At 63.3% G+C, this 25,671-nt stretch carries 25 protein-coding genes; 10 read left to right on the top strand and 15 right to left on the bottom strand.

Features of this window, described 5'->3' with window-relative positions; genetic code table 11:
• Nucleotides 1-53 precede the first annotated feature (53 nt).
• Nucleotides 54-1,700, bottom strand: a complete 1,647-nt coding sequence (locus OEL49_RS15510; protein ID WP_014237354.1) for an electron transfer flavoprotein-ubiquinone oxidoreductase — start codon at nucleotides 1,698-1,700, stop codon at nucleotides 54-56.
• Nucleotides 1,701-1,814: 114 nt separating this feature from the next.
• On the opposite strand from OEL49_RS15510, the gene OEL49_RS15515 reads away from it, so the two are divergent.
• Nucleotides 1,815-2,225, top strand: coding sequence for an acyl-CoA thioesterase (locus OEL49_RS15515; RefSeq protein ID WP_130458382.1), 411 nt, complete (start codon nucleotides 1,815-1,817; stop codon nucleotides 2,223-2,225).
• A 65-nt stretch (nucleotides 2,226-2,290) separates the two neighbouring features.
• Nucleotides 2,291-4,261 carry an acetoacetate--CoA ligase gene (locus OEL49_RS15520; RefSeq protein WP_287875526.1) on the top strand — a complete coding sequence of 657 codons (1,971 nt, stop codon included), beginning with the start codon at nucleotides 2,291-2,293 and terminating at the stop codon, nucleotides 4,259-4,261.
• Nucleotides 4,262-4,420: 159 nt separating this feature from the next.
• On the opposite strand, the gene OEL49_RS15525 is transcribed toward OEL49_RS15520, so the two are convergent.
• The gene (locus OEL49_RS15525; protein ID WP_235832392.1) at nucleotides 4,421-5,020 is read right to left on the bottom strand and encodes a chemotaxis protein CheD; all 600 of its coding nucleotides are present in this window, start codon (nucleotides 5,018-5,020) and stop codon (nucleotides 4,421-4,423) included.
• A gap of 304 nt (nucleotides 5,021-5,324) precedes the next feature.
• Complete coding sequence (locus OEL49_RS15530; protein ID WP_043798111.1) at nucleotides 5,325-5,912, bottom strand: TetR/AcrR family transcriptional regulator; 588 nt, start codon at nucleotides 5,910-5,912, stop codon at nucleotides 5,325-5,327.
• Nucleotides 5,913-6,135: 223 nt separating this feature from the next.
• On the opposite strand from OEL49_RS15530, the gene OEL49_RS15535 reads away from it, so the two are divergent.
• From OEL49_RS15535 to OEL49_RS15565, 7 genes are all read left to right on the top strand, one after another.
• Nucleotides 6,136-6,633 (top strand): phasin family protein, encoded by a 498-nt coding sequence (locus OEL49_RS15535; protein ID WP_014237349.1) that lies wholly within the window; start codon nucleotides 6,136-6,138, stop codon nucleotides 6,631-6,633.
• 51 nt (nucleotides 6,634-6,684) lie between these two features.
• Complete coding sequence (locus OEL49_RS15540) at nucleotides 6,685-8,469, top strand: PHA/PHB synthase family protein (protein WP_287875530.1); 1,785 nt, start codon at nucleotides 6,685-6,687, stop codon at nucleotides 8,467-8,469.
• Nucleotides 8,470-8,638: 169 nt separating this feature from the next.
• On the top strand, nucleotides 8,639-8,878 hold the full coding sequence (locus tag OEL49_RS15545) for an RNA recognition motif domain-containing protein (protein ID WP_014237347.1): 240 nt from the start codon (nucleotides 8,639-8,641) through the stop codon (nucleotides 8,876-8,878).
• 37 nt (nucleotides 8,879-8,915) lie between these two features.
• A complete protein-coding gene (locus OEL49_RS15550) occupies nucleotides 8,916-9,548 on the top strand; it encodes a paraquat-inducible protein A (RefSeq protein ID WP_287875534.1) in 633 nt (210 codons plus the stop codon).
• Nucleotides 9,545-10,210: a paraquat-inducible protein A gene (locus OEL49_RS15555; protein ID WP_152089315.1), complete on the top strand. Its 666-nt coding sequence runs from the start codon at nucleotides 9,545-9,547 to the stop codon at nucleotides 10,208-10,210. Before OEL49_RS15550 ends, OEL49_RS15555 begins: the two co-directional genes overlap by 4 nt.
• Entirely contained in the window at nucleotides 10,203-11,774 is a 1,572-nt protein-coding gene (locus OEL49_RS15560; RefSeq protein ID WP_287875537.1) for an intermembrane transport protein PqiB, read from the top strand. Before OEL49_RS15555 ends, OEL49_RS15560 begins: the two co-directional genes overlap by 8 nt.
• A 14-nt stretch (nucleotides 11,775-11,788) precedes the next feature.
• Entirely contained in the window at nucleotides 11,789-12,463 is a 675-nt protein-coding gene (locus tag OEL49_RS15565) for a PqiC family protein (protein WP_287875539.1), read from the top strand.
• A gap of 111 nt (nucleotides 12,464-12,574) precedes the next feature.
• On the opposite strand, the gene pepN is transcribed toward OEL49_RS15565, so the two are convergent.
• Nucleotides 12,575-15,184 carry an aminopeptidase N gene (gene pepN / locus OEL49_RS15570; protein WP_287875541.1) on the bottom strand — a complete coding sequence of 870 codons (2,610 nt, stop codon included), beginning with the start codon at nucleotides 15,182-15,184 and terminating at the stop codon, nucleotides 12,575-12,577.
• A gap of 157 nt (nucleotides 15,185-15,341) precedes the next feature.
• Between pepN and OEL49_RS15575 the strand changes: the two genes are divergently transcribed.
• Nucleotides 15,342-16,136, top strand: a complete 795-nt coding sequence (locus tag OEL49_RS15575) for an alpha/beta fold hydrolase (RefSeq protein ID WP_014237341.1) — start codon at nucleotides 15,342-15,344, stop codon at nucleotides 16,134-16,136.
• A gap of 26 nt (nucleotides 16,137-16,162) precedes the next feature.
• Here OEL49_RS15575 and OEL49_RS15580 read toward each other — a convergent pair whose 3' ends face one another.
• From OEL49_RS15580 to OEL49_RS15630, 11 genes are all read right to left on the bottom strand, one after another.
• Nucleotides 16,163-17,050: a DUF4123 domain-containing protein gene (locus OEL49_RS15580; RefSeq protein WP_157870620.1), complete on the bottom strand. Its 888-nt coding sequence runs from the start codon at nucleotides 17,048-17,050 to the stop codon at nucleotides 16,163-16,165.
• A gap of 270 nt (nucleotides 17,051-17,320) precedes the next feature.
• Nucleotides 17,321-18,400: a T6SS immunity protein Tli4 family protein gene (locus OEL49_RS15585; protein WP_014237339.1), complete on the bottom strand. Its 1,080-nt coding sequence runs from the start codon at nucleotides 18,398-18,400 to the stop codon at nucleotides 17,321-17,323.
• Nucleotides 18,397-18,747 (bottom strand): hypothetical protein, encoded by a 351-nt coding sequence (locus tag OEL49_RS15590; RefSeq protein WP_205230089.1) that lies wholly within the window; start codon nucleotides 18,745-18,747, stop codon nucleotides 18,397-18,399. The genes OEL49_RS15585 and OEL49_RS15590 overlap by 4 nt, the downstream gene beginning before the upstream one ends.
• Nucleotides 18,748-18,814: 67 nt before the next feature.
• Nucleotides 18,815-19,849 (bottom strand): T6SS immunity protein Tli4 family protein, encoded by a 1,035-nt coding sequence (locus tag OEL49_RS15595; RefSeq protein ID WP_232058851.1) that lies wholly within the window; start codon nucleotides 19,847-19,849, stop codon nucleotides 18,815-18,817.
• A gap of 65 nt (nucleotides 19,850-19,914) precedes the next feature.
• Entirely contained in the window at nucleotides 19,915-20,043 is a 129-nt protein-coding gene (locus tag OEL49_RS15600; protein ID WP_274412995.1) for a hypothetical protein, read from the bottom strand.
• 53 nt (nucleotides 20,044-20,096) lie between these two features.
• Nucleotides 20,097-21,131: a T6SS immunity protein Tli4 family protein gene (locus OEL49_RS15605; RefSeq protein WP_287875548.1), complete on the bottom strand. Its 1,035-nt coding sequence runs from the start codon at nucleotides 21,129-21,131 to the stop codon at nucleotides 20,097-20,099.
• A 65-nt stretch (nucleotides 21,132-21,196) separates the two neighbouring features.
• On the bottom strand, nucleotides 21,197-21,385 hold the full coding sequence (locus tag OEL49_RS15610; RefSeq protein ID WP_287875550.1) for a hypothetical protein: 189 nt from the start codon (nucleotides 21,383-21,385) through the stop codon (nucleotides 21,197-21,199).
• Between the two features lie 39 nt (nucleotides 21,386-21,424).
• Nucleotides 21,425-22,414: a T6SS immunity protein Tli4 family protein gene (locus tag OEL49_RS15615; protein ID WP_287875552.1), complete on the bottom strand. Its 990-nt coding sequence runs from the start codon at nucleotides 22,412-22,414 to the stop codon at nucleotides 21,425-21,427.
• 111 nt (nucleotides 22,415-22,525) lie between these two features.
• Nucleotides 22,526-24,154, bottom strand: coding sequence for an esterase/lipase family protein (locus OEL49_RS15620; protein ID WP_287875554.1), 1,629 nt, complete (start codon nucleotides 24,152-24,154; stop codon nucleotides 22,526-22,528).
• Nucleotides 24,151-24,678 (bottom strand): DUF2345 domain-containing protein, encoded by a 528-nt coding sequence (locus OEL49_RS15625; RefSeq protein WP_287875556.1) that lies wholly within the window; start codon nucleotides 24,676-24,678, stop codon nucleotides 24,151-24,153. Before OEL49_RS15625 ends, OEL49_RS15620 begins: the two co-directional genes overlap by 4 nt.
• Before the next feature lie 6 nt (nucleotides 24,679-24,684).
• Nucleotides 24,685-25,671, bottom strand: a 987-nt coding sequence (locus OEL49_RS15630; RefSeq protein WP_287875558.1) for an SEL1-like repeat protein, incomplete at its 5' end; no start/stop codon positions are given.

Here is a 25,671-nt window from a genome sequence, read left to right on the forward strand (position 1 = left end):
AAAAGCGCCGTCTCGGGGACGGCGCATTTTAGGACAAGAAGGTGACCGTACGGTTACATATTGGGGTAGTTCGGCCCTTCGCCGCCCTGGGGCACCACCCAGGTGATGTTCTGGGTCGGGTCCTTGATGTCGCAGGTCTTGCAGTGCACGCAGTTCTGGGCGTTGATCTGCAGGCGGGGATTGGAGCCGTCGGCCTCCCGCAGGATTTCGTACACCCCGGCCGGACAGTAGCGTTGCTCGGGCGCGTCGTACTGGGCCAGGTTGACCTGGATCGGCACGGCAGCATCCTTCAGCTGCAGGTGACAGGGCTCGTCTTCCTCATGATTGGTGTTGGAGAGGAAGACGGAGGACAGCCGGTCGAAGGTAAGCACGCCGTCGGGCTTGGGATAGGCGATGGGGGTACAGTCCTTGGCCTTCTTCAGCTTGAGGTGGTCCGGGCCGCTGTGGTGCAGGGTCCACGGCGCCTTGCCGCCGAACAGCTTCTGATCCACGCCGAACATGAAGCCGCCCCAGTGCAGGCCCTTGCTCATCCAGGGCTTGAAGTTGCGGGCCTTGTACAGTTCCTCGTAGAGCCAGGAGGCCTTGAACTTCTCCGGATAGGCGGTCAGTTCATCAAAGCTGCGCTCGGCGGCCAGGGCCTCGAAACAGGCTTCGGCGGCCAGGGAACCGCTCTTGATGGCGCAGTGGGAACCCTTGATGCGGGAGGCGTTGAGGAAGCCGGCATCGTCGCCGATCAGCACGCCGCCGGGGAAGGTCAGCTTGGGCAGGGACTGCAGGCCGCCGGCAGTGATGGCCCGGGCGCCGTAGGAGACGCGCTTGCCGCCTTCGAGGAATTCGCGGATCTTCGGATGGGTCTTGAAGCGCTGCATCTCCTCGTAGGGAGACAGGTGGGGATTGTCGTAACCCAGGCCGACGACGAAGCCGACGGAAACCAGGTTGTCTTCCATATGGTAGAGGAAGCCGCCGCCGTAGGTGTCGTTGTCCATGGGCCAGCCACCGGTGTGCACCACCAGGCCGGTCTGGTGCTTCTCGGGCTTGATCTCCCACAGTTCCTTGATGCCGATGCCGTACACCTGGGGATCGGCGTCGGAGGCCAGGTTGAACTTGGCCTGGATCTGCTTGCCCAGGTGGCCGCGACAGCCTTCGGCGAAGAGGGTGTACTTGGCATGCAGCTCCATGCCCAGCTGGAAGGCGGGGCCTTCGCTGCCGTCCTTCAGGCGGCCCATGTCGCCGGTGGCCACGCCCTTGACGGAGCCGTCCTCGTTATAGAGCACTTCGGCGCCGGCAAAGCCCGGGTAGATTTCCACGCCCAGGTTTTCGGCCTGCTGGCCCAGCCAGCGACAGACGTTGCCGAGGGAGATGACGTAGTTGCCTTCGTTGTGGAAACAGCCGGGCAGGAGGCCGTTGGGCACCTGCCAGCCGCCGTCCTCGGAGAGGATGAAGAAGCGGTCTTCGGAGACCGGGGCATTGAGGGGAGCGCCCTGCTCCTTCCAGTCGGGGATCAGCTCGGTCAGGGCCTTGGGGTCCATCACCGCGCCGGACAGAATGTGGGCCCCGATTTCGGAGCCCTTTTCGATCAGGCAGACACCGCATTCCTGCCCGTTGGCGGCCGCCAGCTGCTTCAGGCGGATCGCCGCCGCCAGACCGGCCGGGCCGCCGCCGACGATCAGCACATCGTATTCCATGGATTCGCGTTGCATGTCCTCGCTCCGTTCAGATTGTTGTTATGGGATTGTTACAAGCCAAAATTTGCGAATACTATACGCTAACGTATGGTAGCGTTTCAATCACCCCAAACCACACAAGAAAATACCATGGAGACAAAACGTAAACTCATCCTCACCAGCCATATCCCCATCCGCTGGGGCGACATGGATGCCTACGGGCATGTGAACAACACGGTGTACTTCCGCTATATGGAACAGGCCCGCTGCGAATGGCTGGAACAGCTGGGCTACACCGTGGGCCCGGTGGGCGAAGGCCCGGTCATCGTCAATGCCTCCTGTACCTTCCTGCTGCCCCTGACCTACCCGGGCACAGTGGAGGTCAAGCTCTTCGCCGGCCATCCCGGGCGCTCCTCCATTCCCACCCATTACGAACTGCGCCTGGTGGGGGACGACACCCTCTACGCCACCGGCGAATCCAAGGTGGTGTGGATCGACACCGGCAGCGGCAAGTCGGCCCCCATTCCGGAAAGCCTGCGGGCCAGCCTGCAAGACCTCTAGATCCCGGCAGCACCCGGAGACGGGGGCAACGTACCTCCGTCTCCCATAAAAACGATGGAGACAAGATGAACACCGCCCACGATCTGCTGTGGCGGCCCGGCCCCGAACGGGTGGCCGCCGCCAACCTCACCCGCTTCATGGGCGCCGCCAGCCAGGCAGCCGCCGCTCCCCTCAACGATTACGACGCCCTCTGGCAATGGTCCGTGGACCAGCCCGCCGCCTTCTGGTCCCTGCTGTGGGACTTCTGCGGCGTGGTGGGTGACAAGGGCGGCACCGTCCTCGAAGACGGCGACAAAATGCCCGGCGCCCGCTGGTTCCCGCAAGGCCGCCTCAACTACGCGGAAAACCTGCTGCGCTTTGCCGGCCCGGAGGACGCCCTGGTCTTCTGGGGCGAGGACAAGGTCAAGCGCCGCCTCTCCCGGGACCAGCTGCGGGCGGAAGTCTCCCGCTTCCAGCAGTTCCTTGAGGACGCCGGCGTGCAGCCCGGGGACCGGGTGGCGGGCTACCTGCCCAACCTGCCGGAAACCCTGATCGCCATGCTGGCTGCCGCCTCACTCGGCGCCATCTGGTCCTCCGCCTCGCCGGACTTCGGTGTCCAGGGCGTGCTGGACCGCTTCGGCCAGATCGGCCCCAAGGTCCTGGTCTGCGTGGATGGCTACTGGTACAACGGCAAGGCCGTGGATTGCCTGGCCAAGAACGCCGAGGCCGCCGCCCAACTGCCCAGCCTGGAAAAGGTGGTGGTGGTGCCCTACCTGGCCGCCACGCCCGACATCGGCGCCATCCCCAAGGCCGTGACCTGGAATGACGCCCTGGCGCCCTTCTCCGCCACGGCGCCGGCCTTTGCCCGCCTGCCTTTCAGCCATCCCCTCTTCATCATGTATTCCTCGGGCACCACCGGCGTGCCCAAGTGCATCGTCCATTGCCACGGCGGCGCCGTGCTGCAGCACCTCAAGGAACACCAGCTGCAGGGCGACGTGAAGCCCGGCGACCGGGTCTTCTACTTCACCACCTGCGGCTGGATGATGTGGAACTGGCTGGTCTCGGGCCTGGCTTCCGGCGCCACCCTGCTGCTCTACGACGGCAGCCCCTTTGCTGATCAGGGTAAGGTTCTCTTTGACTACGCCGATGCGGAAGCCATGACCCACTTCGGCACCTCGGCCAAATTCATCGATGCCGCCGCCAAGATGGGCCTCAAGCCCCGGGAGACTCACAAGCTGCAAGCCCTGCGCGCCCTCTTCTCCACCGGCAGCCCCCTGAGCCCGGAAGGCTTCGACTACGTGTACCGGGACATCAAGCCGGAACTGCAGCTGGCCTCCATTTCCGGCGGCACCGACATCATTTCCTGCTTCGTCTTAGGCGCCCCCACCCTGCCCGTCTACCGCGGCGAAATCCAGTGCCGGGGACTGGGCATGGCGGTGGACGTGTTCGACGACGACGGCAACCCGGTGCGCCGGCAAAAGGGCGAACTGGTATGCACCAAGCCGTTCCCGGTGATGCCCGTGGGCTTCTGGAACGACCCCGACGGGGCCAAGTACCACGCCGCCTACTTCGAGCGCTTCCCCGACGTCTGGTGCCACGGCGACTTCGCCGAGCTGACCGAGCACAACGGCATGGTCATCTACGGCCGCTCCGATGCCACCCTCAACCCGGGGGGCGTGCGCATCGGCACGGCGGAAATCTACCGACAGGTGGAACAGCTGGAGGAAGTGGTGGAATCCCTGGTCATCGGCCAGGACTGGCCCCCGGGCAAGTACGACGACGTGCGGGTGGTGCTCTTCGTGAAATTGCGCGACGGCCTCACCCTGGACGACGCCCTGAGCGTGCGCATCAAGGAACAGATCCGCCGCAACACCACGCCGCGCCACGTGCCGGCCAAGGTGGTGCAGGTGCGGGACATTCCCCGTACCAAGAGCGGCAAGATCGTGGAACTGGCGGTGCGCAACGTGGTGCACCAGCGGCCGGTGAAGAACGTCGAGGCCCTGGCCAATCCGGAAGCCCTGGAAGAGTTCCGGGAACGGCCGGAACTGGCCAGCTGAGAGAAAGCCATCCGGGGGCAGCGGCAACGCGGCGCCAGCCCCCGGACCGGCCCCGGAGGGCTCCCCTCATGGCACCTGGTCTGGAAAGCAGCAGGGACGCGGCAGACGGAGCATGATGCCGCAAGATGCCCGACCCCCGGGCATCCCGGGGCATGGACTTCAGAACAGCTCGATTTTCTTGCCTGCCGGCGGTGCCGGCTTGGAGAGGCTGTTCGCGTAGGCCTCTTCCTCCCGGCTGACCTGGGCGACAATGCTCTGGGTCACCGGCATGCGCATGCAGAAGGCGTCGCCGGTGCCCGGCACGAACACCACCTTGCGCGACCAGGGGCCCAGCACGTCGGAAGCCAGCACCGGGATGTTTTCCCGCTGCAGCCACTCGGTGGCGAATTCCACATTGCGTTCGCCGATGGAGGTGAGGATGGCGGAAACGATGTTGCCGCCGCCGAACATCTTGGCCACCAGCCGCCGCTTCTGGCCGCCCTGGGCCAGCAGGGCATTGACCAGCACTTCCATGGAATAGTCGCCGGAGAGGATGGTATCCGGGTCCAGCTCCCGGTCCTTGCCCCGGCTGGGCAGAAGGAAGTGGTTCATGCCGCCGATCTTCAGCTGGGGATCGAACAGGCACACCGCCACACAGGACCCCAGCAGGGTGGAAATGGGCCGCCCCCCGGCCACGGACCAGCCGCCAGGACGGATCACATGGGCGATGCGATCCAGTTCCTTGCCGGTCATCTTGGAATAGTCGGGGGTGGGAGTCACGGGGCCTGCACGCTGAAAAAAGAAAACAGGGCCAGAAGGTATATCAGATACGACCGCCAGCATAGGCAGAAATTCCGCATGGGGCGGCCTTCCGCCACCGGCGGCCCATCTGTCGCCCCGTATGCCACCCGGGAAAAAGGAATCGTCGCCGACCTAAAAAAGCATCGACAAATATTCCAATGCCATCTATTAATAGAAATGGGCGCTGCAGTACCGACTCCCCCGGGCGCTCCGAACAGAGCCTGCACGTAGGCTCCCCCTTGGCCGGACGGATTCCATCGTCCGGTATTTTTTTGCCCGCGTCTCAGGCCGGATCGGCCAGCAGGCCGCGGTAGAGATGGGCCTTGATCTCCGCTAGGTCCATCTCCGCCGAGCCCAGCCGGGGCAGGACGTCGCGGAAGGCCAGGATCATCGCCATGGCCCCGAAAATGCCGACGTGGAACAGCACCGGGTCGGAAGGACGCAGCAGCCCCGCCTCCATGGCCTCCAGCCAGAAGGGCACCAGGCCGTCGCAGGAGGGACGCAGCAGGCGGGCCACCAGGAAGTCGCGACGCTCCCCCGGCAGCGGCATCTCGCGCATGATCAGCATGGTCACGGCGGGCCGCTCGATGAGCTTTTCCACGAACACGTCCAGCACCCGGGTGACCCGCTCGGCGATGGGCCAATCCCCTTCCATCAGCGGCACCAGCTCATGGCTCAGGGACTGCTGGAAATCGGCCGCCATGGATTCCACCATCGCCTGCCACAGCCCCTCCTTGGAGCCGAAGTGGTGGAAGATCATGGCCACGTCGAAGCCCGCCGAGACGGCAATGGCCCGCAGGCTGGCGCCGGCGAAACCGAGTTCGGAGAAAGCCAGCAAGGCGGCGGCCAGCAGCTTTTCGCGGCTGTCCACATCGGTGCTGCGGGGGCGCCCGGGACGGCGCGGGGATGAAGGTGGCGAGCTCATATTCGGAGCGCAAAGATATCACGTTCGGCCAGGCACAGACGGTTACAAAGAGCCCCTTGTCATTATTAAACGATCGCTGAATAATGGATCGACCCGGGGCCGGCCTGCAAATGGCCGACCATCAGGCTCCGGGACGGCTTTCCATCCAATCCAAGAACAGGAGTCACTCATGTCAGAAAAGCTGAACTTCGCCTCCTTGGCCTCGCTTTCCCAGGCCAACAACGCCTTGGCCACCTCCTTCCTGGGGGCCACCCAGGTCTATTTCGACACCATCCAGAACCTGGCCGAACTCAATTTCGGCGCCGTGCGGCAAATGCTGGAAGACGAGGCGGCGGGCTACAAGCAACTGCTCGGCAGCACCAGCGTCCAACAGGCGGTGGATATCCAGACCGGCCTGGCCCATACCCTGCTGAAAAACGGCACCGCCTATGCCCAGGCCGCCTACGAGCTGACCACGACCGCCGCCGGAGAACTGGCCCCCGTCATGCAAAGTCAATATGTAGAATGGCAGGCAGCCGTGGAGGATGGCGCCCGCCAGACCGCCGCCACCCTGCCCTTCGGCAAGGACTTGGCCCTGGCCGCCATCAAGCAGGGTGGCGCCCTGACCCAGTCGCTGCAGCAGGTCGCCGCCGCCATGCCGAAAGCGGCCGCAAAAAGCAAAAAATGATGTTCTCCCCGGGGGCCGCCAGCGGCCCCCGCCCGATAGAAAGGAGACCCCATGCCCCCCGCCGTCGCCACCTCTTCCCTCCTGCCCCTGATCTCCCCGGCCGCCCAGGTGCTGACGCCCCTGCAGGCCGACAGCGCCACCCAGCGCCTGGATCAGCACGTGCACGCCACCATCGCCCAGCTCACCAACTCCCTCTCGCCCCTCACCATGGCCATGGCCATGATCGACTGGGCCGGGCATCTGGCCGTCTCCCCCGGCAAACAGCTGGAACTGCTCAAGCTGGCGGCGACGGAAGCCGCCGCCCTGCAGGCGGCCCAGCTTTCCATGCTCAACGAGGGGCCGGACTTCGTCGCCCCCTGGAGTACCGACCGCCGCTTCAAGGAAGATGCCTGGCACCGCTGGCCCTTCAATGTCATGCAGCAGTCATTCCTCCTCACCGAGCGCTGGTGGAAGGCGGCGACCCACGGCATCTGGGGGGTCTCCGCCCACCACGAACGCATCGTCTCCTTCGCCGCCCGGCAGATTCTTGACCTGCTCTCCCCCGGCAACAGCCCCCTCACCAATCCGGTGGTGCTCGAACACACCATCCGCGAAGGCGGCCAAAACCTGTGGCGCGGCATGGCCCATCTGCAGGAGGACCTACAACGGGCCATGAACAACGAGCCCCCCGCCGGCAGCGAGGATTACGTGGTAGGCCGGGACGTGGCGATCACCCCGGGCAAGGTGGTGGCCCGCACCCGGCTGATGGAACTGATCCAGTACTCCCCCACCACCGCCAAGGTCCATCCCGAGCCCATCCTCATCGTGCCGGCCTGGATCATGAAGTACTACATCCTGGACCTCTCGCCCCACAACTCCCTGATCAAGTTCCTGGTGGACCAGGGCCATACCGTCTTCTGCATTTCCTGGCGCAATCCGGACGAGGAAGACCGGGACCAGGGCATGGACGATTACCTGGAAAACGGCTTCTTCGCCGCCCTGCAGGCCATCAACGACATCGTGCCGAAGCGCCGGGTGCACGCCACCGGCTACTGCCTGGGGGGCACCCTGCTGGCGATTGCCGCCGCTGCCATGGCCCGGGACGGGGACGAGCGCCTGGCCTCCATCACGCTCCTGGCCGCCCAGACCGACTTCACCGAGCCGGGGGAGCTGGCCCTCTTCATCGACGACAGCCAGATCAGCCTGCTCGAGGCCCAGATGGCGGAAAAGGGCTACCTCTCCGCCGGCCAGATGGCGGGCGCCTTCCAGCTGCTGCGCTCCTACGACCTGCTGTGGTCGCGCATGGTAAGCCAGTACCTGCTGGGCGAACGGGGCGCCATGAACGACCTGATGGCCTGGAATGCGGACACCACCCGCATGCCGGCCCGCATGCACAGCCAGTACCTGCGCCAGCTGTTCCTCAACGACGACCTCAGCGAAGGCCGCTACCAGGTCGGCGGCCGGCCCGTGTCCCTGGGCGACATCACCATCCCCGTCTTTGCCGTGGGCACGGAAAGCGACCACGTGGCGCCCTGGCGCTCGGTGCACAAGATCCACTACCTGAGCCCGGCCGAAGTCACCTTCGTCCTCACCAGCGGCGGCCACAATGCCGGCATCGTCAGCGAGCCCGGCCACCCGCGCCGCCACTACCGCCTCCACACCCGGCCCGCCGGCGAGGTGTACGTGGCTCCCGAGCAATGGCTGACGGAAACGCCCACCCGGGAAGGCTCCTGGTGGACCGCCTGGCAGGAATGGCTGGCGGCCCGCTCCGCCGCCCCCGCCGCGCCGGCCAAGACCGGCTCCAAGCGTTATCCGCCCCTGGAAGACGCCCCCGGCAGCTACGTCCTGCTGAAGTAGGCAGCCGGCTCCGGGGCCTTTCCCCGGGGCTGCGCTCCCGCCGCCCCCGCCGCGCTGCGGGTAATATGCCATCAGGCCCCCGGACGACCGCCCGGCCTGGCGGCCCGCCCCGGAGCGCCACCGGGCGCCCCTGACAAGCGCCACCCTTCCACCAGCCCCTGGACTTCCGATGAAAAAGATCATGTTCTCCGGCCTCCCCGCCGACGTCAGCGAAAGCGGACTGCGTCAGGCCCTGGCGCGCTTCGGCCCCGTCGGCGAGATCGCCATCGTTCGCGACGGCGACCCGCAACAGCCCATCGCCATCGTCGAGATGCGCATCACCGACCAGGCCGCCTTCGACCTCACCACCCGCATCACCGACATCTGGCACGACGGCCGGCGCATCAACGCCTGGGTGCTGCTGCACTAAAACGCGCCCCATGCCTGCACCGCCGAGCGAGGCCGCCATGCCCGCCCCCCTCACCGCCTGCCACGAGTGCGACCTGCTGCTGCAGCCAGTGGCCCTGACGGTGCCCCGCAGCCGGGCCCACTGCCCCCGCTGCGGCGCCCGCCTCTACAGCTTTCACCGGGACCGGCTGGAGAAAATCCTGGCCCTGACCCTGGCGGCCCTGGTGCTGCTGCTCACTGCCAACCTGTACCCCATCGTCGGCCTCAACATTCAGGGCAACTACACCGAAACCACCGTCATCGGCGCCGTCCGGCACCTCTGGCAGGATGGCCGGGAGGCCCTGGGCGGCCTGGTGCTGCTGACCACGGTACTGATGCCGGCCATCGAGCTGGGCGCGGTGCTGTGGCTGGTGCTGCCCCTGTGGCAGGGCCGCCGCTCGCCGGCCTTCGCCCCGGTCTTTCGCGCCTTCCGCCTGGCCCATCCCTGGGCCATGGTGGAAGTGTTCATCCTCGGCGTCCTGGTCTCCCTGGTGAAGCTGGCCCACCTCGCCGACGTGCTGCCGGGGCCGGCCATCTGGTGCTTCGGCGGACTCATGCTGCTGCTGGCCGCCCTGGCCGGCCTGCTCGACGGCCATACCCTGTGGCAGGCCTGGGACGAGGCGCATCCGGACGACGGGGCCAAGCCGGCATGAGCCGCCGCCATACCGCCGCCAGCCAAGGGCTCGCCGTCTGCGAGGTATGCGGCCAGCTGGCTTCCCTGGAACAGCACGAACACTGCCCCCGCTGCCAGGCGCCCCTGCACCTGCGCAAGCCGGACAGCCTGGCGCGCACCTGGGCCCTGATGCTGGCCGCCTACGTGCTCTACCTGCCGGCCAACCTGCTGCCCATCATGGAGACCCGCTCCCCCTTCGGCACCCAGCACGACACCATCATGAGCGGGGTGGTGGTGCTGTGGGACACGGGCTCCTGGGAACTGGCCCTGGTGGTCTTCTGCGCCAGCATCGTGCTGCCCATGCTCAAGCTCTTTTCCCTCACCTACCTGCTGCTCAGCGTGCACCGCGGCTCCCACCGCAACACCCGGCAGCGGGCCCGGCTCTACCGGCTGCTGGAACTGATCGGCCGCTGGTCCATGCTCGACGTCTACGTGGTCACCCTGCTGGTGGCCCTGGTCCAGGTCCAGTCCCTCGCCATCATTTCCCCCGGCCCCGGGGTGGTGGCCTTCGGCGCCGTGGTGGTGCTGAGCATGCTCGCCACCATGGCCTTCGACCCGCGCCTCATATGGGACCGGGCCGTTCCCCAGACCGTACCCCCTGACACTTCTGCCGCCTCCGCCGAGGAACACCGCCATGCCTGACGACACGCCCCTGCCCGCCGCCGAGACGGTCCGCGTCACCCCGCCCCGCCGCCGCCCCACCCTGGTGTGGATCATTCCCCTGCTGGCGGTGGCCCTCAGCCTGGGCCTGGGCATCAAGGCCCTGCTCGAGCGGGGGCCCCAGATCACCCTGCAGTTCGCCCGGGCCGAAGGTCTGGAGGCCAACAAGACCCGCCTCAAGTACAAGGACGTGGACATCGGCACGGTGACGGACATCACCCTGAGCCCGGACCGCAGCTCGGTCCAGGTCAAGGTCCAGGTGAATAACAGCGCCAAGGGCCTGCTGGTGGAGGACAGCCGCTTCTGGGTGGTGCGCCCCCGGGTCACCGTGGGCGGCGTTTCCGGCCTCGCCACCCTGCTCTCCGGGGTGCATATCGCCATCGACCCGGGCCACTCCGGCAGCGACGCCCGGGAATTCGTCGGCCTGGAGGAACCGCCGGCAATCACCAGCGACACCCGGGGCAGCCAGTTCAAGCTCAGCAGCGACACCCTGGGTTCCCTCGACATCGGCGCCCCGGTCTATTACCGACGCATCCCGGTGGGTCGGGTCATCGGCTACGCCATGCAGCCCGATGGCCGCGGCGTCGATGTGCAGATTTTCGTGGATGCGCCCTACGACCGCTTCGTCAGTCCCAGTTCCCGCTTCTGGCACGCCAGCGGCGTCGATGTGGCCATGGATGCGGACGGGGTCAAGCTCAACATGCAGTCCGTGCTCAGCCTGATGCTGGGCGGCGTCGCCTTCTCCAGCCCCGAAGGGGAGCCCGGCGAGACGCCGGCAGCGGCCCCCGCCGCCAGCACCTTCGTCCTCCATCCGGACCAGGCCACGGCTCAGCGCATTCCCGACAGCAGCTACCAGAAGTACGTGCTCATCTTCCGCGAATCGGTGCGGGGCCTGACGGTGGGCGCCCCGGTGGATTTCCGCGGCATCACCGCCGGCGAGGTGTCCCGCATCGACCTGGATTTCGACCAGACCACCAAGAACTTTTCCATGGCGGTGGAGATCAAGCTCTACCCGGAACGCCTCAGTCGCCGCAGCCGCGGCATGGGCAACGCGGAACCCAGCCGCAAGGACATCCGGGAAGTGCTCAACGCCATGGTGGCCCGGGGCTTCCGCGCCCAACTGCGCACCGGCAACATCGTCAGCGGCCAGCGCTACGTGGCCCTGGACTACTTCCCCAACGCCAAGCCCGCCGCCATGCGCTGGGGCAAGGGCATTGCCGAACTGCCGACCCAGCCCGGCAGCCTGGACTCCCTGCAGGACCAGCTGGAAACCATCGCCACGACTCTGCAGCACACCCTGCAGCACACGGACAAGCTGATCACCCGCCTGGACCGGGAAGTGGTGCCGGAACTGGCCGACACCCTGCGCGATGCCCGCAAGGCCCTGGACCAGGCCAACAAGGTCCTGGCCAGCGACGCCCCGATGCAGCAGGAAGTGCGCGACACCCTGCGGGAAGTGGGCCGGGCCGCCAGCGCCGTGCGCAACCTGGCGGACCTGCTGGAACGCCAGCCCGAAGCCCTGCTCAAGGGCAAGAAGGACGATTGAGAGGATTGAGAGAAATGCCGACCATGCCCACGCGCCGCCCCATCGCCGCCCCTTCTACCCTTTCCGCCTTCGCCGCCGGCCGGCGCGGCGCCCTCGCCATCCTGGGCACCGCCCTGCTCCTGGCGGCCTGCGGCACCACGCCCAAGGCCAGCCTCTACACCCTGGACGACGGCCGCCCCGGCGGCCAGGGCAACGGCCCCAGCGTGCTGCTGCTCAGCGCCAGCCTGCCCGAATTGCTGGACCGGCCCCAGCTGGTGCTGCGGGGCCCGGACCAGCGCATCTTGCTCAGCGAACAGCAGCGCTGGGCCGAGCCCCTGCGCAGCGGCATCGCCCGCAGCATCGCCGCCGACCTGGGACGCCTGCTGGCCTCTTCCCGGGTGGCGGCCCTGCCCAACGGCGCCCCCCATTTCGACGCCGACTTCCGCCTCACCCTGCACGTGCAGCGCCTGGAGGCCCAGGTGGGCCGGGGCGTCGATCTGGATCTGCTGTGGACCCTGCAGCCGCGGCAGGGCAAGGAGCTGCTCGGCCGCAGCCAGGTGCACGAGCCGCTGGCGGCGGGGAACGAAACCATGACGGGCGACGGCGGCGCCGCCGCCCTGGTGGCGGCCCAGCGCCGGGCTCTCAGTCAGGCCGCCGCCGAGATAGCCGCGGCCATCCGGAGCCAGCCCCTGCCGGCTGCAGCCCAATAGGGACGGCCACCTTCAGGCACAGCAGGCCGGGAGCAAGGCGCCATGCTCCTTCCCGGCCACCCTCTTTTCAAGCCGCCACCTTGCTGGGCGGCGGCCCCGACTATCCCTGCCTTAACCCAGGGCCCGGGTGACGATCTCGAACACGTCCCGGGACAGGCCGGGATGGTCCCGCAGACTTTCCAGGGCCGCCCGGCTGTGGGCCTGGCGACCGGCGTCGAACTTCTTCCAGCGATCGAAGCAGCGAGCCAGGCGGGAAGCCACCTGGGGATTGCGGGCGTCCAGGGCCTTGATCTGCTCGGCGAAGAAACGATAGCCGGCGCCGTCGGCAGCGTGGAAGCGCACCAGGTTGGCACCGAAGGTGCGCAGCAGGGCATAGACCTTGTTGGGATTGCCGAGGTCGAAGGCCGGGTGGCCGGTGAGGCGCTGCACCGTGGCCAGGGTGTCGGGCTGGCGGCTGGAGGACTGCACCGCCAGCCATTTATCCACCACCAGGGCCTCGCCCTGCCAGCGCTGGTAGAAGGCGGCCAGGGCCGTCTCCCGCTCGGGGCAGTCGCCCAGCACGTTGGCCAGGGCGGCCAGGGCAGCGAACTGGTCGGTCATGTTGTCCGCGTCCTCGAACTGGCGCACGGCCAGCTGGCGCATGCCGGCGGTGTTGAATTCCAGCAGGTAGGAGAGGCACAGGTTGCGCAGGGCGCGGCGGCCCGCATCCTCGGCACTGGGCTGGTAGGGGCCGCTGGGGGCCAGTTCCGCATAGACGGCGGCCAGCTCGGCCCGCAGGCCCTCGGCCAGGGAGAGGCGGAGATGGTTGCGGGCGGCGTGCAGGGCATCCGGATTCACCTCCTCCAGCATCTCGGCCAGAGTGGCCTCGCCGGGCAGGGTCAGGGCTTCGGCGACGAAGGCGGCGCCGGCCTCTTCATGGCTGCTGAGCAGACGGCGGGCGGCGGCGATGAAGCCTTCCGGCACCACCGGCGCCTTACCGGCGGCGATGGCCGCGGTGGCTTCCAGGATCAGGCGGGAGGCCAGGCGCTGCCCCGCTTCCCAGGCGTTGAAGGGGTCGCTGTCGTGGGCCAGCAGCAGGGTCAGGTCGGCGTCGCTGTAGGCGAAATCCAGCACCACCGGGGCGGAGAAGTCCCGCAGCAGGGAAGGCACCGGAGCCTCTGCCACGTCCTCGAAATCGAAGCGTTGGGTGCTCTCGGTGAGCAGCAGGGTGCGGCTGTGGCCGGCCAGTTCCTGGCCCTGGCGGTCGAACAGGGCGACGCGGATGGGGATCAGGTAGGGTGCGTTGTCCGAAGCCTTGGGGTTGCTCTGGGTGAAGCTCAGGCTGTAGCGCTTCGCCGCGGCATCGTAGGCAGCCTCGGCCTTGACCTGGGGCGTGCCGGGCTGGCTGTACCAGCGCATGAACTGGGTGAAGTCGAAGCCCGAGGCTGCCGCCATGGCGGCGACGAAATCGTCGCAGGTGACGGCCTGGCCGTCGTGGCGGCGGAAGTATTCGTCCATGCCGGCGCGGAAGGCTTCGCGGCCGATCAGGGTCTGGATCATGCGCACCACCTCGGCGCCCTTTTCATAGACCGTGGCGGTGTAGAAGTTGTTGATCTCCATGTAGGAGGCGGGACGCACCGGATGGGCCATGGGGCCGGCATCTTCGGGGAACTGGGCGGCGCGCAGGCCGCGCACCTCGCGGATGCGGGCGGTGGTGGGGTTGTGCAGATCGGCGCCGAATTCCTGGTCGCGGAAAACCGTCAGACCTTCCTTCAGGGAGAGCTGGAACCAGTCCCGGCAGGTGACCCGGTTGCCGGTCCAGTTGTGGAAATACTCGTGGGCCACCACCCGGTCGATGTTCTCGAAATCCACGTCGGTGGCCACGTCGGCCCGGGCCAGCACGTATTTGGTGTTGAAGATGTTGAGGCCCTTGTTCTCCATGGCCCCCATGTTGAAGTCGCCCACGGCCACGATCATGTAGTGGTCCAGGTCGCATTCCAGGCCGAAGCGCTGCTCGTCCCAGGCCATGGACTTCTTCAGGGCCAGCATGGCGTGGGGGCACTGGTCCAGCTTGCCCGGCTCCACGTAGATGGCCAGCTGCACCGTGCGGCCGCTGGCGGTGGTGAAGGTGTCGCGCAGCACGTCCAGCTTGCCGGCGACGACGGCGAAGAGGTAGCAGGGCTTCTTGAAGGGGTCCTGCCAGCGGGCCCAGTGACGCCCATCGGCCTCGTCGCCGCTGGCGACGGGATTGCCGTTGGCCAGCAGCACCGGCAGGGCTGCCTTGTCGGCGTGCAGGGTGACGGTAAAGGTGGCCATGACGTCGGGCCGGTCCGGGAACCAGGTAATGCGGCGGAAACCCTGGGCTTCGCACTGGGTGAAGTAACCGTCGGTGGAACGGTAGAGGCCCGAGAGCTGGGTGTTCTTTTCCGGCTCGATGCGCACCACGGTCTGCAGGGTGAACTGCTCGGGCACCCCAGGGATGGTCAGGGTTTCGACGCCAACTGTGTATTCGCCCGCAGCTAGCACCCGGCCGTCGATGGCCACGGACACCGTTTCCAGATCCTCGCCGTCCAGCACCAGAGGCTGATTTGCGGCGGCCGCCGAATTGCGGCGGCAGGCCAGGGTGGCGGTGACGGTGGTGCTGCCGGGGCGGATGTCCACATCCAGGTCCACCGTGTCCACCAGATAGGCGGGCGGGGTGTAGTCCTTCAGGTAAATGGTCTGGGGCGTTTCGGTCTTCATGGTCGGCGGGGGCCGCGAGTGCAGCCGTGAAAATGGGGAACAGGCGGCAATGATACGCCAGCCCTCCACCGCGCCCGGAGCGTCACACAGATTAAAAACAAAGGTGTTATCGTTCCGGCATAAACCATTTCCCACTCGCCGTCCCGGCTCCTCCACCATGAAACCCCGCCAGATCCACACCCTGCACCGTCCGGCCGCCAAACCCAACGGCCAGCCCCCCTGCCTCTTCGTCCACGGCGGCTACATGGACAGCCGCTGCTGGGACGTCAATTTCCTGCCCCGCTTCAACGCCGCCGGCTACGACTGCGTCGCCCTCGATCTTTCCGGCCACGGCCAGAGCGAAGGCCGGGAACGGCTCGACCGCTTCGGCCTGGATGACTACGCCGACGACGTGCTGCAGGTGATGGCCAAGCTGCCCCGGCCACCCATTCTCATCGGCCACTCCATGGGCTGCGCCGTCATCGAGCGGGTGCTCGAATGCCAGGGTGCCCCGGCCGCCGTGTTGCTGGCCCCGGTACCCACTTCCGGCACCCAGGGTTCCATCATGAGCCTGGCCCTCAAACATCCGGATTTCTTCGCCAAGATTCCCGCCATCAGCCAGGGCGAGATGGACGAAGCCAGCCTGCTCCTGATGCGGGATATCTACTTTTCCCCCGACATGCCGCCCGAAGGCCTGCTGCAGTTTGCCCATCTGATCCAGCCCGAATCCGCCGAAGCCGCCGCCGACATGGCCGGCCTCGGTTACCGCAGCTACCGCTCCCGGCCCGAACTGCCGGTGCTGGTCATGGGCGGCCAGTTCGACGCCGTCTTCCCCCCCTCCAGCATCGGCTTCACCGCCCTGCGCTGGAACGGCGACTTCAAGATCATCCCCCACTGCGGCCACATGCTCATGCTCGACCATCCCTGGCCCAAGGCGGCGGCGGAAATCCTGCAGTGGCTGGAAATGCGCTAAGGTCGCCCTCCTCCACCGTCAAAATCTCAGCACTGGGGCGCCACCGAGGGCAGCTGTTCGGCCAGGGGCTGGCCCCAGTCCCTGGCGGCCTCCAGGGCCTGCTTGTAAGGGGCCGTGGATTCGAAGCCTTCCGGCTGCTGCAAGCTGAGAATGCAGTAGAGGGCGATGTCCTTTCTCCGTACCAGGCCCCAGGCCCTGGCCTGGGCAATGCGCTGCCGTATCAGGGAAAAAGCCGCGCAGGGCGTAAAGCCGGCCAACAGATCGGGATCGACAGCATGGGACTGGACCATGACAACGCCCGGGAAAAGACTCTCCTCAAGCACCGCCATCTGTACGCCGTTCAAGCGCAGGGCCCAGGCCGTCACCCGCTTGGGAGCTGCAACCAGGCTGTGCAGGACGCTGCAGGCATCGACGACAGCCCATTTTTCAACCGGCCCCATGAAGGCCGACCGCTGCATGGGCTCCAACGACGGCATCAGGGCCGCCACCGCCTGCACTTTCTCGTAGGGAAAGAGCACCGCAGGACCTTCCGTCAGAGCCAGGTTCCGCAAGAGTCTGAGATGCCGAACCACCTCATCCGCCCCGGCAAAACTCAGCAGAAAATGCAGGCCACCCCGGGTCAGCGCCCGCTCGGCCAGTTGCGACAAAACCGACGGTCCCTTTTCCACTTCGGCAAACAAAGGCCCCGCCGCATCCGCGCCGCCGCCATCGTCGCGACTCAGGCGGATAACTGGCGCTCCATGCTGCACCAGGCCCTGCAACCAGGCCAGGCTCTGCGGGTCGGCTGGGTCATCGTCCAGCAGTACATACAGCCGCGGCATTTCCAGTTGAGCCGAAATCATCTGCCCCTCAGCCGACAGCCAGGCCCGCAGGTGAGCAGCATCGTTCAGCGGAATTGAAATCGACTTACCCATGATGCAACCATCCATCCAACGTTTGACTTTGGGGACAGCCCCTATCCACGCAAGAGGCCTGCATCGCTGGTGAGGAAAAAATCATGGCCCAATCCTGACCCGGGGCATAAAGACGAAAGGCCAAGGAGAACTTAACTAATCCCCAGACGATGAAGACGATCAGGCCGCCCCGGAAGACCCGCCGCAACAGAAGGCTGAGTGCTTTCAAATCCGCTTCGCTATGAAATCTGGTCAAGCTTTATGGCCGCTCAAAATAATGGAGCACTCCACCTAAAATGCTCCGGGACGGGGACGCAGGGTTTTGAGGATGCCGTCCCACAGGGCGAGGAATTCCTCCTTACCAACCTCGCCTTCTGCCTTGGCGGGAGGAAGTTCGCCGAAGGTGGTAGGGGGCGTTTCGGTGTCCACATCGAATTCCATGCGTACATGGATACCAAGCTCCCCTGGCAGAGGAGCCTGGATCGTTTCCTTCACGTAGTACCAATGGGCATCCATTGACGAGTTATACCGATTTTCAAATTTACTTTCGGTTGAGGTTGTAATCCATTCCTCCCCCCCCATGCTACCAATGGAAAGTTTTGCGTCTCGGACCATGCTGGCCTTGAAATCATTGGAATTGAAAAGAGCTAAATTCTGTTTGGGAGGGCGCCCGGATGGCATGTTAATGCGAAGTTCTATGGGTGGATTTGTCGGCAAGCGGAAGGCGAAATTAACCGACTCCCTTTCTTGAGGCGGTCCGGGGAAAAAGCTTCGCCCCCCACAGAAACCCTGGTGAGAAGGTATCTCGTCGTCTTGGCGAAAGCCCAAGCGTTTCATGGAGGAAACAACTTCTTCTTTGGTTGTGGCATCGCTGAACCTGTACAACACGTTGTTCCGCCACAAATAGCCTTCCGTCTCGTAAAAATGTTGTAGCCCTTTATCACCTCCGGGCCATTCATCTAGGTAATACGAAGTATGGCGAAACGTGAATACCACCCCATCCTGTACAGCTTCGATTCTCTCGGAGGGCTTCTCAAAAACTTCACGTTTATCCTGCTTTAGTTCCTTGAGCTCTGCCCAACGGGCTTGAACCCTTTCCAAAAATTGTGAGTGAGTTACGGAATGGTCTGCAAAAAAATCTGCGTCTGCCTCCCCGCCTGCCGAACTTTCCGCCCGGAACAGCACGCTGCCTTTGGGCAGGTCAATGAGATAACGGCCCACACAAAAGGTCTGCATTTCTTGAAAGGGGGGAATCATGGCGTGGTCTCGAATCGGGAAATGAATGCGAAAAAGGGCATAGGACTTGAAAATGGCCCAGGCGATGAAGAGGAACAGGCCTGCCCAGGCTACACGGCGCAAAGAGGGGGTCATGCAGGCTTCTCCGCTTTGCAGGCCAGGGAGATCAGGGAATAGAGGGTCACCGCCTGCACAGGCCCATCCTTGTAGCTTCCTTGATGCTCGAACCCCCGCATCTGGGCAAAGAAAGGCACATGGGTGCGGGGCGCCAGGCCAGAATGGGCGGGCACCGTGGCATCCCCGGCATCATCCTTGTCGCTCAACCAGGCACGGTAAAAGCTGCCCTGGGATTGGGCCGTCACGCCCACACCTCCCCGATTGACCCAGACACTGCCGGCACTCTGGGGATCGCGAATTTCGCAGCTACCTCGCATCAGGTCCGTGGAGATGACTGCATTGCGCTTGGCACACATACAGGCCATAAGCCCGTAAATTCCACGCTGACTTTGGGAAAAATCTTAGAATGGTCATCATGGCGCTTGCTGCTGCTCAAAACGCCCCGGGGCGGGGGCGCAGGGTAGGCGCCACCGTGTCCCAGAGAGTGATGGATTCCGCCTCGTTGAATGGTTTGCTGGATAGCGGTTTGCGGACGGCCACCTCTTCCAGAGTCAGCGCGGGCCCAGGAGCCTCTACTCCCGAGACAAAATCAAGGACCAACACGGGGGTTTGAGCAGAACCAGCTTTGGCGTTCGCTTCCAGGGTGAAATCCAAAAGCATCAGATCGGATTCTTCCGATTTACGTGTCAGCAACCATTCCTGGGCAGAGGGAATGGGGCCGGTGACCTTGCCCTTTCGCAGCGTTCGGCCTGAGGCTTGTTTCAGCGCCTTTTCAATGGCGGGGCCTCTGTCCAAGAGTTCAGTTTCTTGCACGAGGTCACTCAATGAATGGAATGAGAAGTAAGCATCCTTGGACTGGCTCAGGTGGTAATGCAGATCGATTTGTTCATGATCCGTCGCAGGGCCACGCAGGAAGCCATTGGGGAAACAAACGCCCGGACCGCTGGGAACTTCCGTATCTTTGCGGCCTTGAAGGCGGTTGTAGACGTCCAGCAGATGAGCAAGTTTTTGGGGGACATCATTAGGTGAGCTTTTAGCCCAAGGCTCATTTTCATAAGCAGTCCCGGTACTATCTTTCGCCCGGATTGTGGCTGACAGTAAGTAACCATCTTTCCAAGCCATTAGTTCCAGCACCCGCGCAACATCAGCGGCACCTGATTGATATGCACGATTAAAAATTTTCCCAATGTCCCCCGGTGGAAGCATTTCGTATTTTTTCAGGAAGGGATTGGACGGCTCACCATCCATATGTGTGGCTTTCAACTCATGATCCCGCCGCTCCAGAAGAAGCTGAAAATCCACTTTATGCATCGGCTTGATCTTGAGTATCTCCACGTCTTCCAGCTTCGTCGTAGAAATTTCATTGAGCACAAACGTCTCTGGCAAATCGATCAGGTAACGTCCGATGCAGCGTGTCGTCATCGTTGCGGTCAGTTGGTTCATGCGTTGGGTTTCTTCGAGCGTCATGGGGGTCATCTCGGGAGCGCAGGCGGTCGTTACGCCGAGCAGGAGCAAGAGGGGTAGAAAGGGTTTCATTGGTCGTAACGCAGGCTGGTCTGTTGTACCGCTTGGGAAATTTTGACGATGGCCCGCAGGGTGAAGCGACAGGCCCGTAGGTTGTCGGCGCCTTCCCCGTGCCGGTAGGCCGGTTCGTGTTCCACGTCAACCTGGAGACAACTTGTGCAATGGGTGCCCTCATGTCACTCTTTGCTTCTCAGAATGCCCCTGGGCGGGGACGTAGCGTTGTCGTAACCTTGTCCCACAAGGCAATGGACTCAGCTTCACCCAGGGAGGCTTTGGCAATCGCTTTTCTCACCGCAACTTCCTCCAAACTTGGAGTGGGGCGGGGGTGACGAACGCCGCTGTAGAAATCGGTAATAAACAAGGGGTTGTACGCATCACCATGCTTGCTATTCATTTCCAAGGTTAAGTCATAGTCCTTCACGCCTGGATCGGTTTCCTGCACCGATAGCCATTCTTCAAACGACAGCCCGTTGGCTTCGCGCTTCCCCTTGCGCAAGGTATGCCCGTTATATTGCTTTACCGATTTTTCGATGGCTTTCCCACGCTCAAGTAGGGTGTCTTTTTCCGGGCCAATATCGGTTAGGTAATGAAAGCCAAAATAAACATCTTCGACGGTCTTGAGGTGGTAATGCAGATCGATTTGCTCATGATCGGTTGCCGAGCCGCGCAGGAAGCCATTGGGGAAACAAACGCCCGGACCACTGGGGACTTCCGTATCTTTGCGACCTTGAAGGCGGTTGTAGACGTCCAGCAGATGAGCACGTTTTTGAGGAATGTCGTTGGGGAACTCTTTGATCCAAGGCTTATTGGCATAAGCGGTTCCTGTACTGTCCGTTGCTTCAATAGTTGCTGAAAATAAGTAACCGTCTTTCCATGCCATCAATTCCAGCGTTCGCCCAAAATCTGCGGACCCTGTTTCAGATGCACGATTGAAAATTTTCCCAATGCCACCCGGTGGAAGAATTTCGTATTTTTTCAGGAAGGGATTGGACGGCTCACCATCCATATGTGTGGCTTTCAGCTCACGGTCCCGCTGCTCCAGAAGAAGCTGAAAATCCACTTTATGCATCGGCTTGATCTTGAGTATCTCGACGTCCTCCAGCTTCGTCGTGGAAATTTCATTGAGCACAAACGCATCGGGCAGGTCAATCAAGTAGCGGCCGACGCAGCGTGTCGTCATCGTTGATGTCAGTTGGTTCATGCGTTGGGTTTCTTCGGGCGTCATGGGGGGCATCTCGGGAGCGCAGGCGGTCGTTACGCCGAGCAGGAGAAAGAGAGGCAGAAAGGGTTTCATTGGTCGTAACGCAGGCTGGTCTGTTGTGCTGCTTGGGCAATCTTGACGATGGCCCGCAGGGTGAAGCGGCAGGCCCGCAGGTTGTCGGCCCCTTCGCCGTGCCGGTAGGCCGGTTCGTGTTCCACGTTGACCTGGAGCAGGCTTGTGCAATAGGCGCGCGGAGCGATGCTCGAACGGTGGGGCACCGCCCCCCCTATGTTCAAACACCATGACTACTCATCCGATCAGAATGCCCCAGGGCGTGGCCGGAACGAGGCCAGCACCGAATCCCAGATCGCCATCACCTCTTCCTGGGTCAAGCGTTTGGGCGGCGGCGGAAGTTCTTTGCCAGCGCTCATTGCCGCTTCGCGGGCCAGACGGGCTGCGTTCGTTCCAAAGTCATAATCGAAGTCAATTATGACCTCTGGTTGGCCCAGTGATTTTGCTTGCCCTCGATACTCCCATCGACCCGTAATGCCGGTCTCGGGAGAGAGCCCCTTTCGCTCGGCAACCATTTCCGTGACGAGTTCCTCCCCTTCCATTCCGGCCAGCGTTCGTTTTGCCTTGCGCTTGGTGGAGAGCGTTGCACCAGGGTAGACCGAACTGAACATCTGTAACGGTCCAGAAACGCGCTCGAACAGCCCCCGTTCCGTTGGCGAGTTAGTGCTGTTGACGTCTACGCTGAATTCAAATCCCGGATAGTCCGGCAGGATGAATTTGACCGAAGTGCTTTCCAGGCGGAATTCTGGAGAATCACTGACAAGGCCGTTATCTATGCATAGACCTTTGCCAGAGGGGATGCTGTCATTGCTACGAATGTGGATACTCGAAATCGCTTCTTTGACATCGTTCTTCGCCGCTTCCAGACGTGCATTGCTTGCCCCATAAATGAGCTTGAACAAGCGCCCCTCTTTCAGGAGATAGGTTTCAAACTCAAAGCTTCGTGTACTAACACCATTCCCACGAAAGATAAGTAAGCGAACAGTATCTGCGAGGGAAATCACCTCCCGGAAAACACTGCCTTCCTTAGTATGTGGGGTGGCGCGTAACTCTGTTTCTCGGCGGGTTACCTGTGTTCGCATGCTAGTGAGGGTTTGACCTTCAGAAGCGACTAAAGTGATCTCACCCATTCCTCCAATGCTTTGCCAATATTGCTGAGTTACCAACTGAGTAGGGACGTCGACAAGAAAACGGCCAATGCAGACTGGGCGGGTATGGCGGGTAAAGTCGTTCATGGCATGCTCGTAATTGGGAAATGCGGCACGAAGGGCTGGATAAATCCAGAACACGAAGACGGCGACAAGAAGGGCGGCGACGGCCCAGGTGCGTTTAGGGAAACAGGGCATTCAGGCACTCCCTCCAGCGATCTTGGCGATACAGTAAAGGGTCAGCGCCTGCACCTGGGCATGCTGATAGCTGCCCTGATGATCGAAGCCCCGCATCCTCGCGATGAATTTCACCTTGTCTTGGGGTGCCCGGCCGGATTCTTCCGGCACTGTGCCATCGCCTGAGGAGTGAGGAGGTTCCATTTCCTGGTTCCACCAGGGCGTCAAGGTGTTGCGCCGAATCTCCGGCGACTCCAGCACCAGCCTTCCCAGACTGTTGTCGGCCTTGAGACGGGCGTTTTCGATTTCCCCATCCTTGATATAGCGAATTTCGCTGACCGGATACCAGCGCACGCGCCCCCAGGCCCGGTGATCTTCATCGGCACCGTAATGAACCCAGGAACTGGGGTGGTAATAATCGCCTAGGGTGTCGTGGAATTGTTCTGCTTTATCAAGATTATCTAAGTATCGTTCCCATGGGTCTTTGCTTTCGTTCACAAGTTTCCCCGAAGGATCAATCCATTCAGGCTGAATCAGCCGCCACCATTTGTCCTTTTCCCGATAAATCTCCTGGTAGGGATCGGCTTTGGGTGAGGAAAGAATGTCCTGCGCCTTGGTGCCAGTACCGGTGCGGGAGACCTTCAGCCAGCCAGAGGGGTAAACCTTGTTGGGCAGCAATTGCAAGGCGCCGGGCGCGTTGGCAAAAACTGCAGTGACATCCGCCCCTGTCCAGCCCAGCACTTTGGCGACGAGGGCATCTTTACCCAGGCCGGCCTCGAAACCGGCATGGACCCGCTTATACGCCGTTGCGGCGCCGGTGGCCGGTTGCACGCCATGGACGACGCCCAGCACCTTGCTAGCCGCATTGCCGATTTTGGGATGGCACGCCGCCCGGGCGACCAGCCCTCCCATGGAGTGGGTCACCAGGATGGCCTTGTCGCAGGGGTAACCCTGCTTGCGGTAATGGGCGATGAATTGTTCGATCTTGCCCGCTAGATACTTCCCTGCCTGGTCATTGCTCTCCAGCCAGTTGTAGCCGACGGCATGCACCGGAAACCAGTGGTCGGAAGCGTCGAGCAGTTCCTTTTCCATCAATGCGGCAAAGCCTTTCAGTTCTCCCCAGCCTTTGCCCTGATCCTTCATCAATGCCTGCCAGGGTTCGGCAACCTTGCCGTTCTGGTACATGCGGTTCAGGTGGTATTCCAGGTGATAGAGCAATGGGCCGTAGCTGGAAAGCATGACAGTCCCCCAGCCCCGCCGCTTGAATTCGGCTTTCCAGTTGGCTTGCACGTCAGCACCCATATCACTGAACCAGGAAGCCTCTGCGTTGGGAACATCGCTGCTGTCGTCCACGCTGGCCAGGGCGGGATTGAGCAGGATCTGCCGCTCAGCAGGTTCGTAAAACATGATTTTTTTAGCCCATTTAAAGCTATCTGGCATCCAGGCTTTTCCGTCAATGCTCTTCTTAGCCGTACTTTTCAGGTTGGACCCCATGATGCCCGGCACGAAGATCACCGGAATGACATGGTCGGGGGGAATGATGCATTTGGCCCGGACCGTGTTCTCGGTCCGGCTCATGATGGATTTGCAGTACGGGCGCCCCTTGTCGTCATAGAGGGTTGGCACGATGCGTGTCTTGACGGTGCTCATTGAGAATTCTCCGGCAGGATGCGAACAGTGACGTTTTCCAGGAACAGGCTCTTCTGAAGGCCGGTTTGTCCCTGCGCATCGGTCTGGCCCCGGAGCTTGGTGCCGTCTTCTCGAATGACTTCAAATTTGCGGTTGACCACGGGTTTTCCGTTTTCTTGCTGGAGAACAAAACCTTCGTCGAATTTGCCGTCCGGCCATGAATTCATCGCCTGTGCCAGGCTCGTCGGCCCCTCGATCTTGTAGTCCCCCGCTTTGAAACTGGCCGTGGCCGGGCAGTGGATGTCGATATTGCCGCCGGCGATCTTGATGTAGGCGCCGCCGCAGGCGAAGGTGATGTGTTCCTTGGCGTAGGCGAAGAGGATGTCGGCCTCCGGCGGCAGGGGCGGCAGGCGCTCAGCTTCATGGGTGCAGGTGAAGGCCAGTTTGGCCTGGATGGCGGGCAGGTCGGGCACGGAACGGTCTCCAAAGGCGTCGCAGGCGGAAAGGCCGGCGAGGAGCAGGAACAGGAGGACGTTGCGTGCCACGGGGAGTCAGCGCTTGCGGATCGGCATACCGGAGGCCGGGTCCAGGCCTTTGTCCCGGGCCAGGCGGGCGATCAGGTCATCCGTGGGCTTGGGTGGCGGTACATTGGCCTGGAATTCGGTGCGCCATTGCAGCTTGCCATCCCAGGGCGGCAGCTTGGCCGGCGGCAGGGGAACAATCTCGTCCAGTTCCGGAACCACCGGGTTGAGGTAGGAGTAGTCGTGCAGCACATCGCCAATTTCCTTATAGCGGCGGCTGCGTTCGTCGTCCTTGGGCAGGTCGAGGTAGTAAAGGTCTTTGGTGGGAGGGGGGGCTTTAAACCCGTTTTCAAGAAATGAAGCCGCATTTTCATTTCCTGCCTTGACGCCGAGTTGGAAAGCCTCAACGGCTTCCTTGTAGTTCTTTCGATTTTTGAGGTTGATGCCTAAGGCTAAAGCCGCCTTGCCATGTCCCTGCTCTGCCGCGCAGCGACGCATCTGGCGGGCAATATCCGGGGCGGCATCAATGGGCGCCAGCTTCTCCGCCACGTAGTACTGGGCATGGGGATTCCCTAGGTCCGCCGCCTTGCGGAAATACTTCAAGGCCAGGTCCGGGTCTTCCTTGACTCCCATGCCGTTTTCCAGGAAATGCCCCAGGTTGTAGTAGGCCATGGGGACGCCGGCTTTCAGGAGGGCGTCATTGAAATCGAGCATTTCTTCCACGGTGCCGTCGAACTTGCCGCCGGAAATACCGTTGATCAGGTTGAACAGGGCCTTGTGGTGGCCCTGGGCGGCGGCGATACGGTACAGGCGCCCCACCTCCCGCTCCACCACCGGGTCTTCCTTGACCAGATTCTCCCGCTGCAGCCAGCGGGCGTAGTTGAAGAGGATGTCGGCCTCCGGCGGCAGGGGCGGCAGGCGCTCGGCCTCGTGGGTGCAGGTGAAGGCCAGTTTGGCCTGGATGGCGGGCAGGTCGGGCACGGAACGGTCTCCAAAGGCATCGCAGGCGGTGAGGCC

Origin of the sequence: Azospira sp., from assembly GCF_030247495.1 — a bacterium.
GTDB classification, from domain to species: Bacteria; Pseudomonadota; Gammaproteobacteria; order Burkholderiales; family Rhodocyclaceae; genus Azospira; species Azospira oryzae.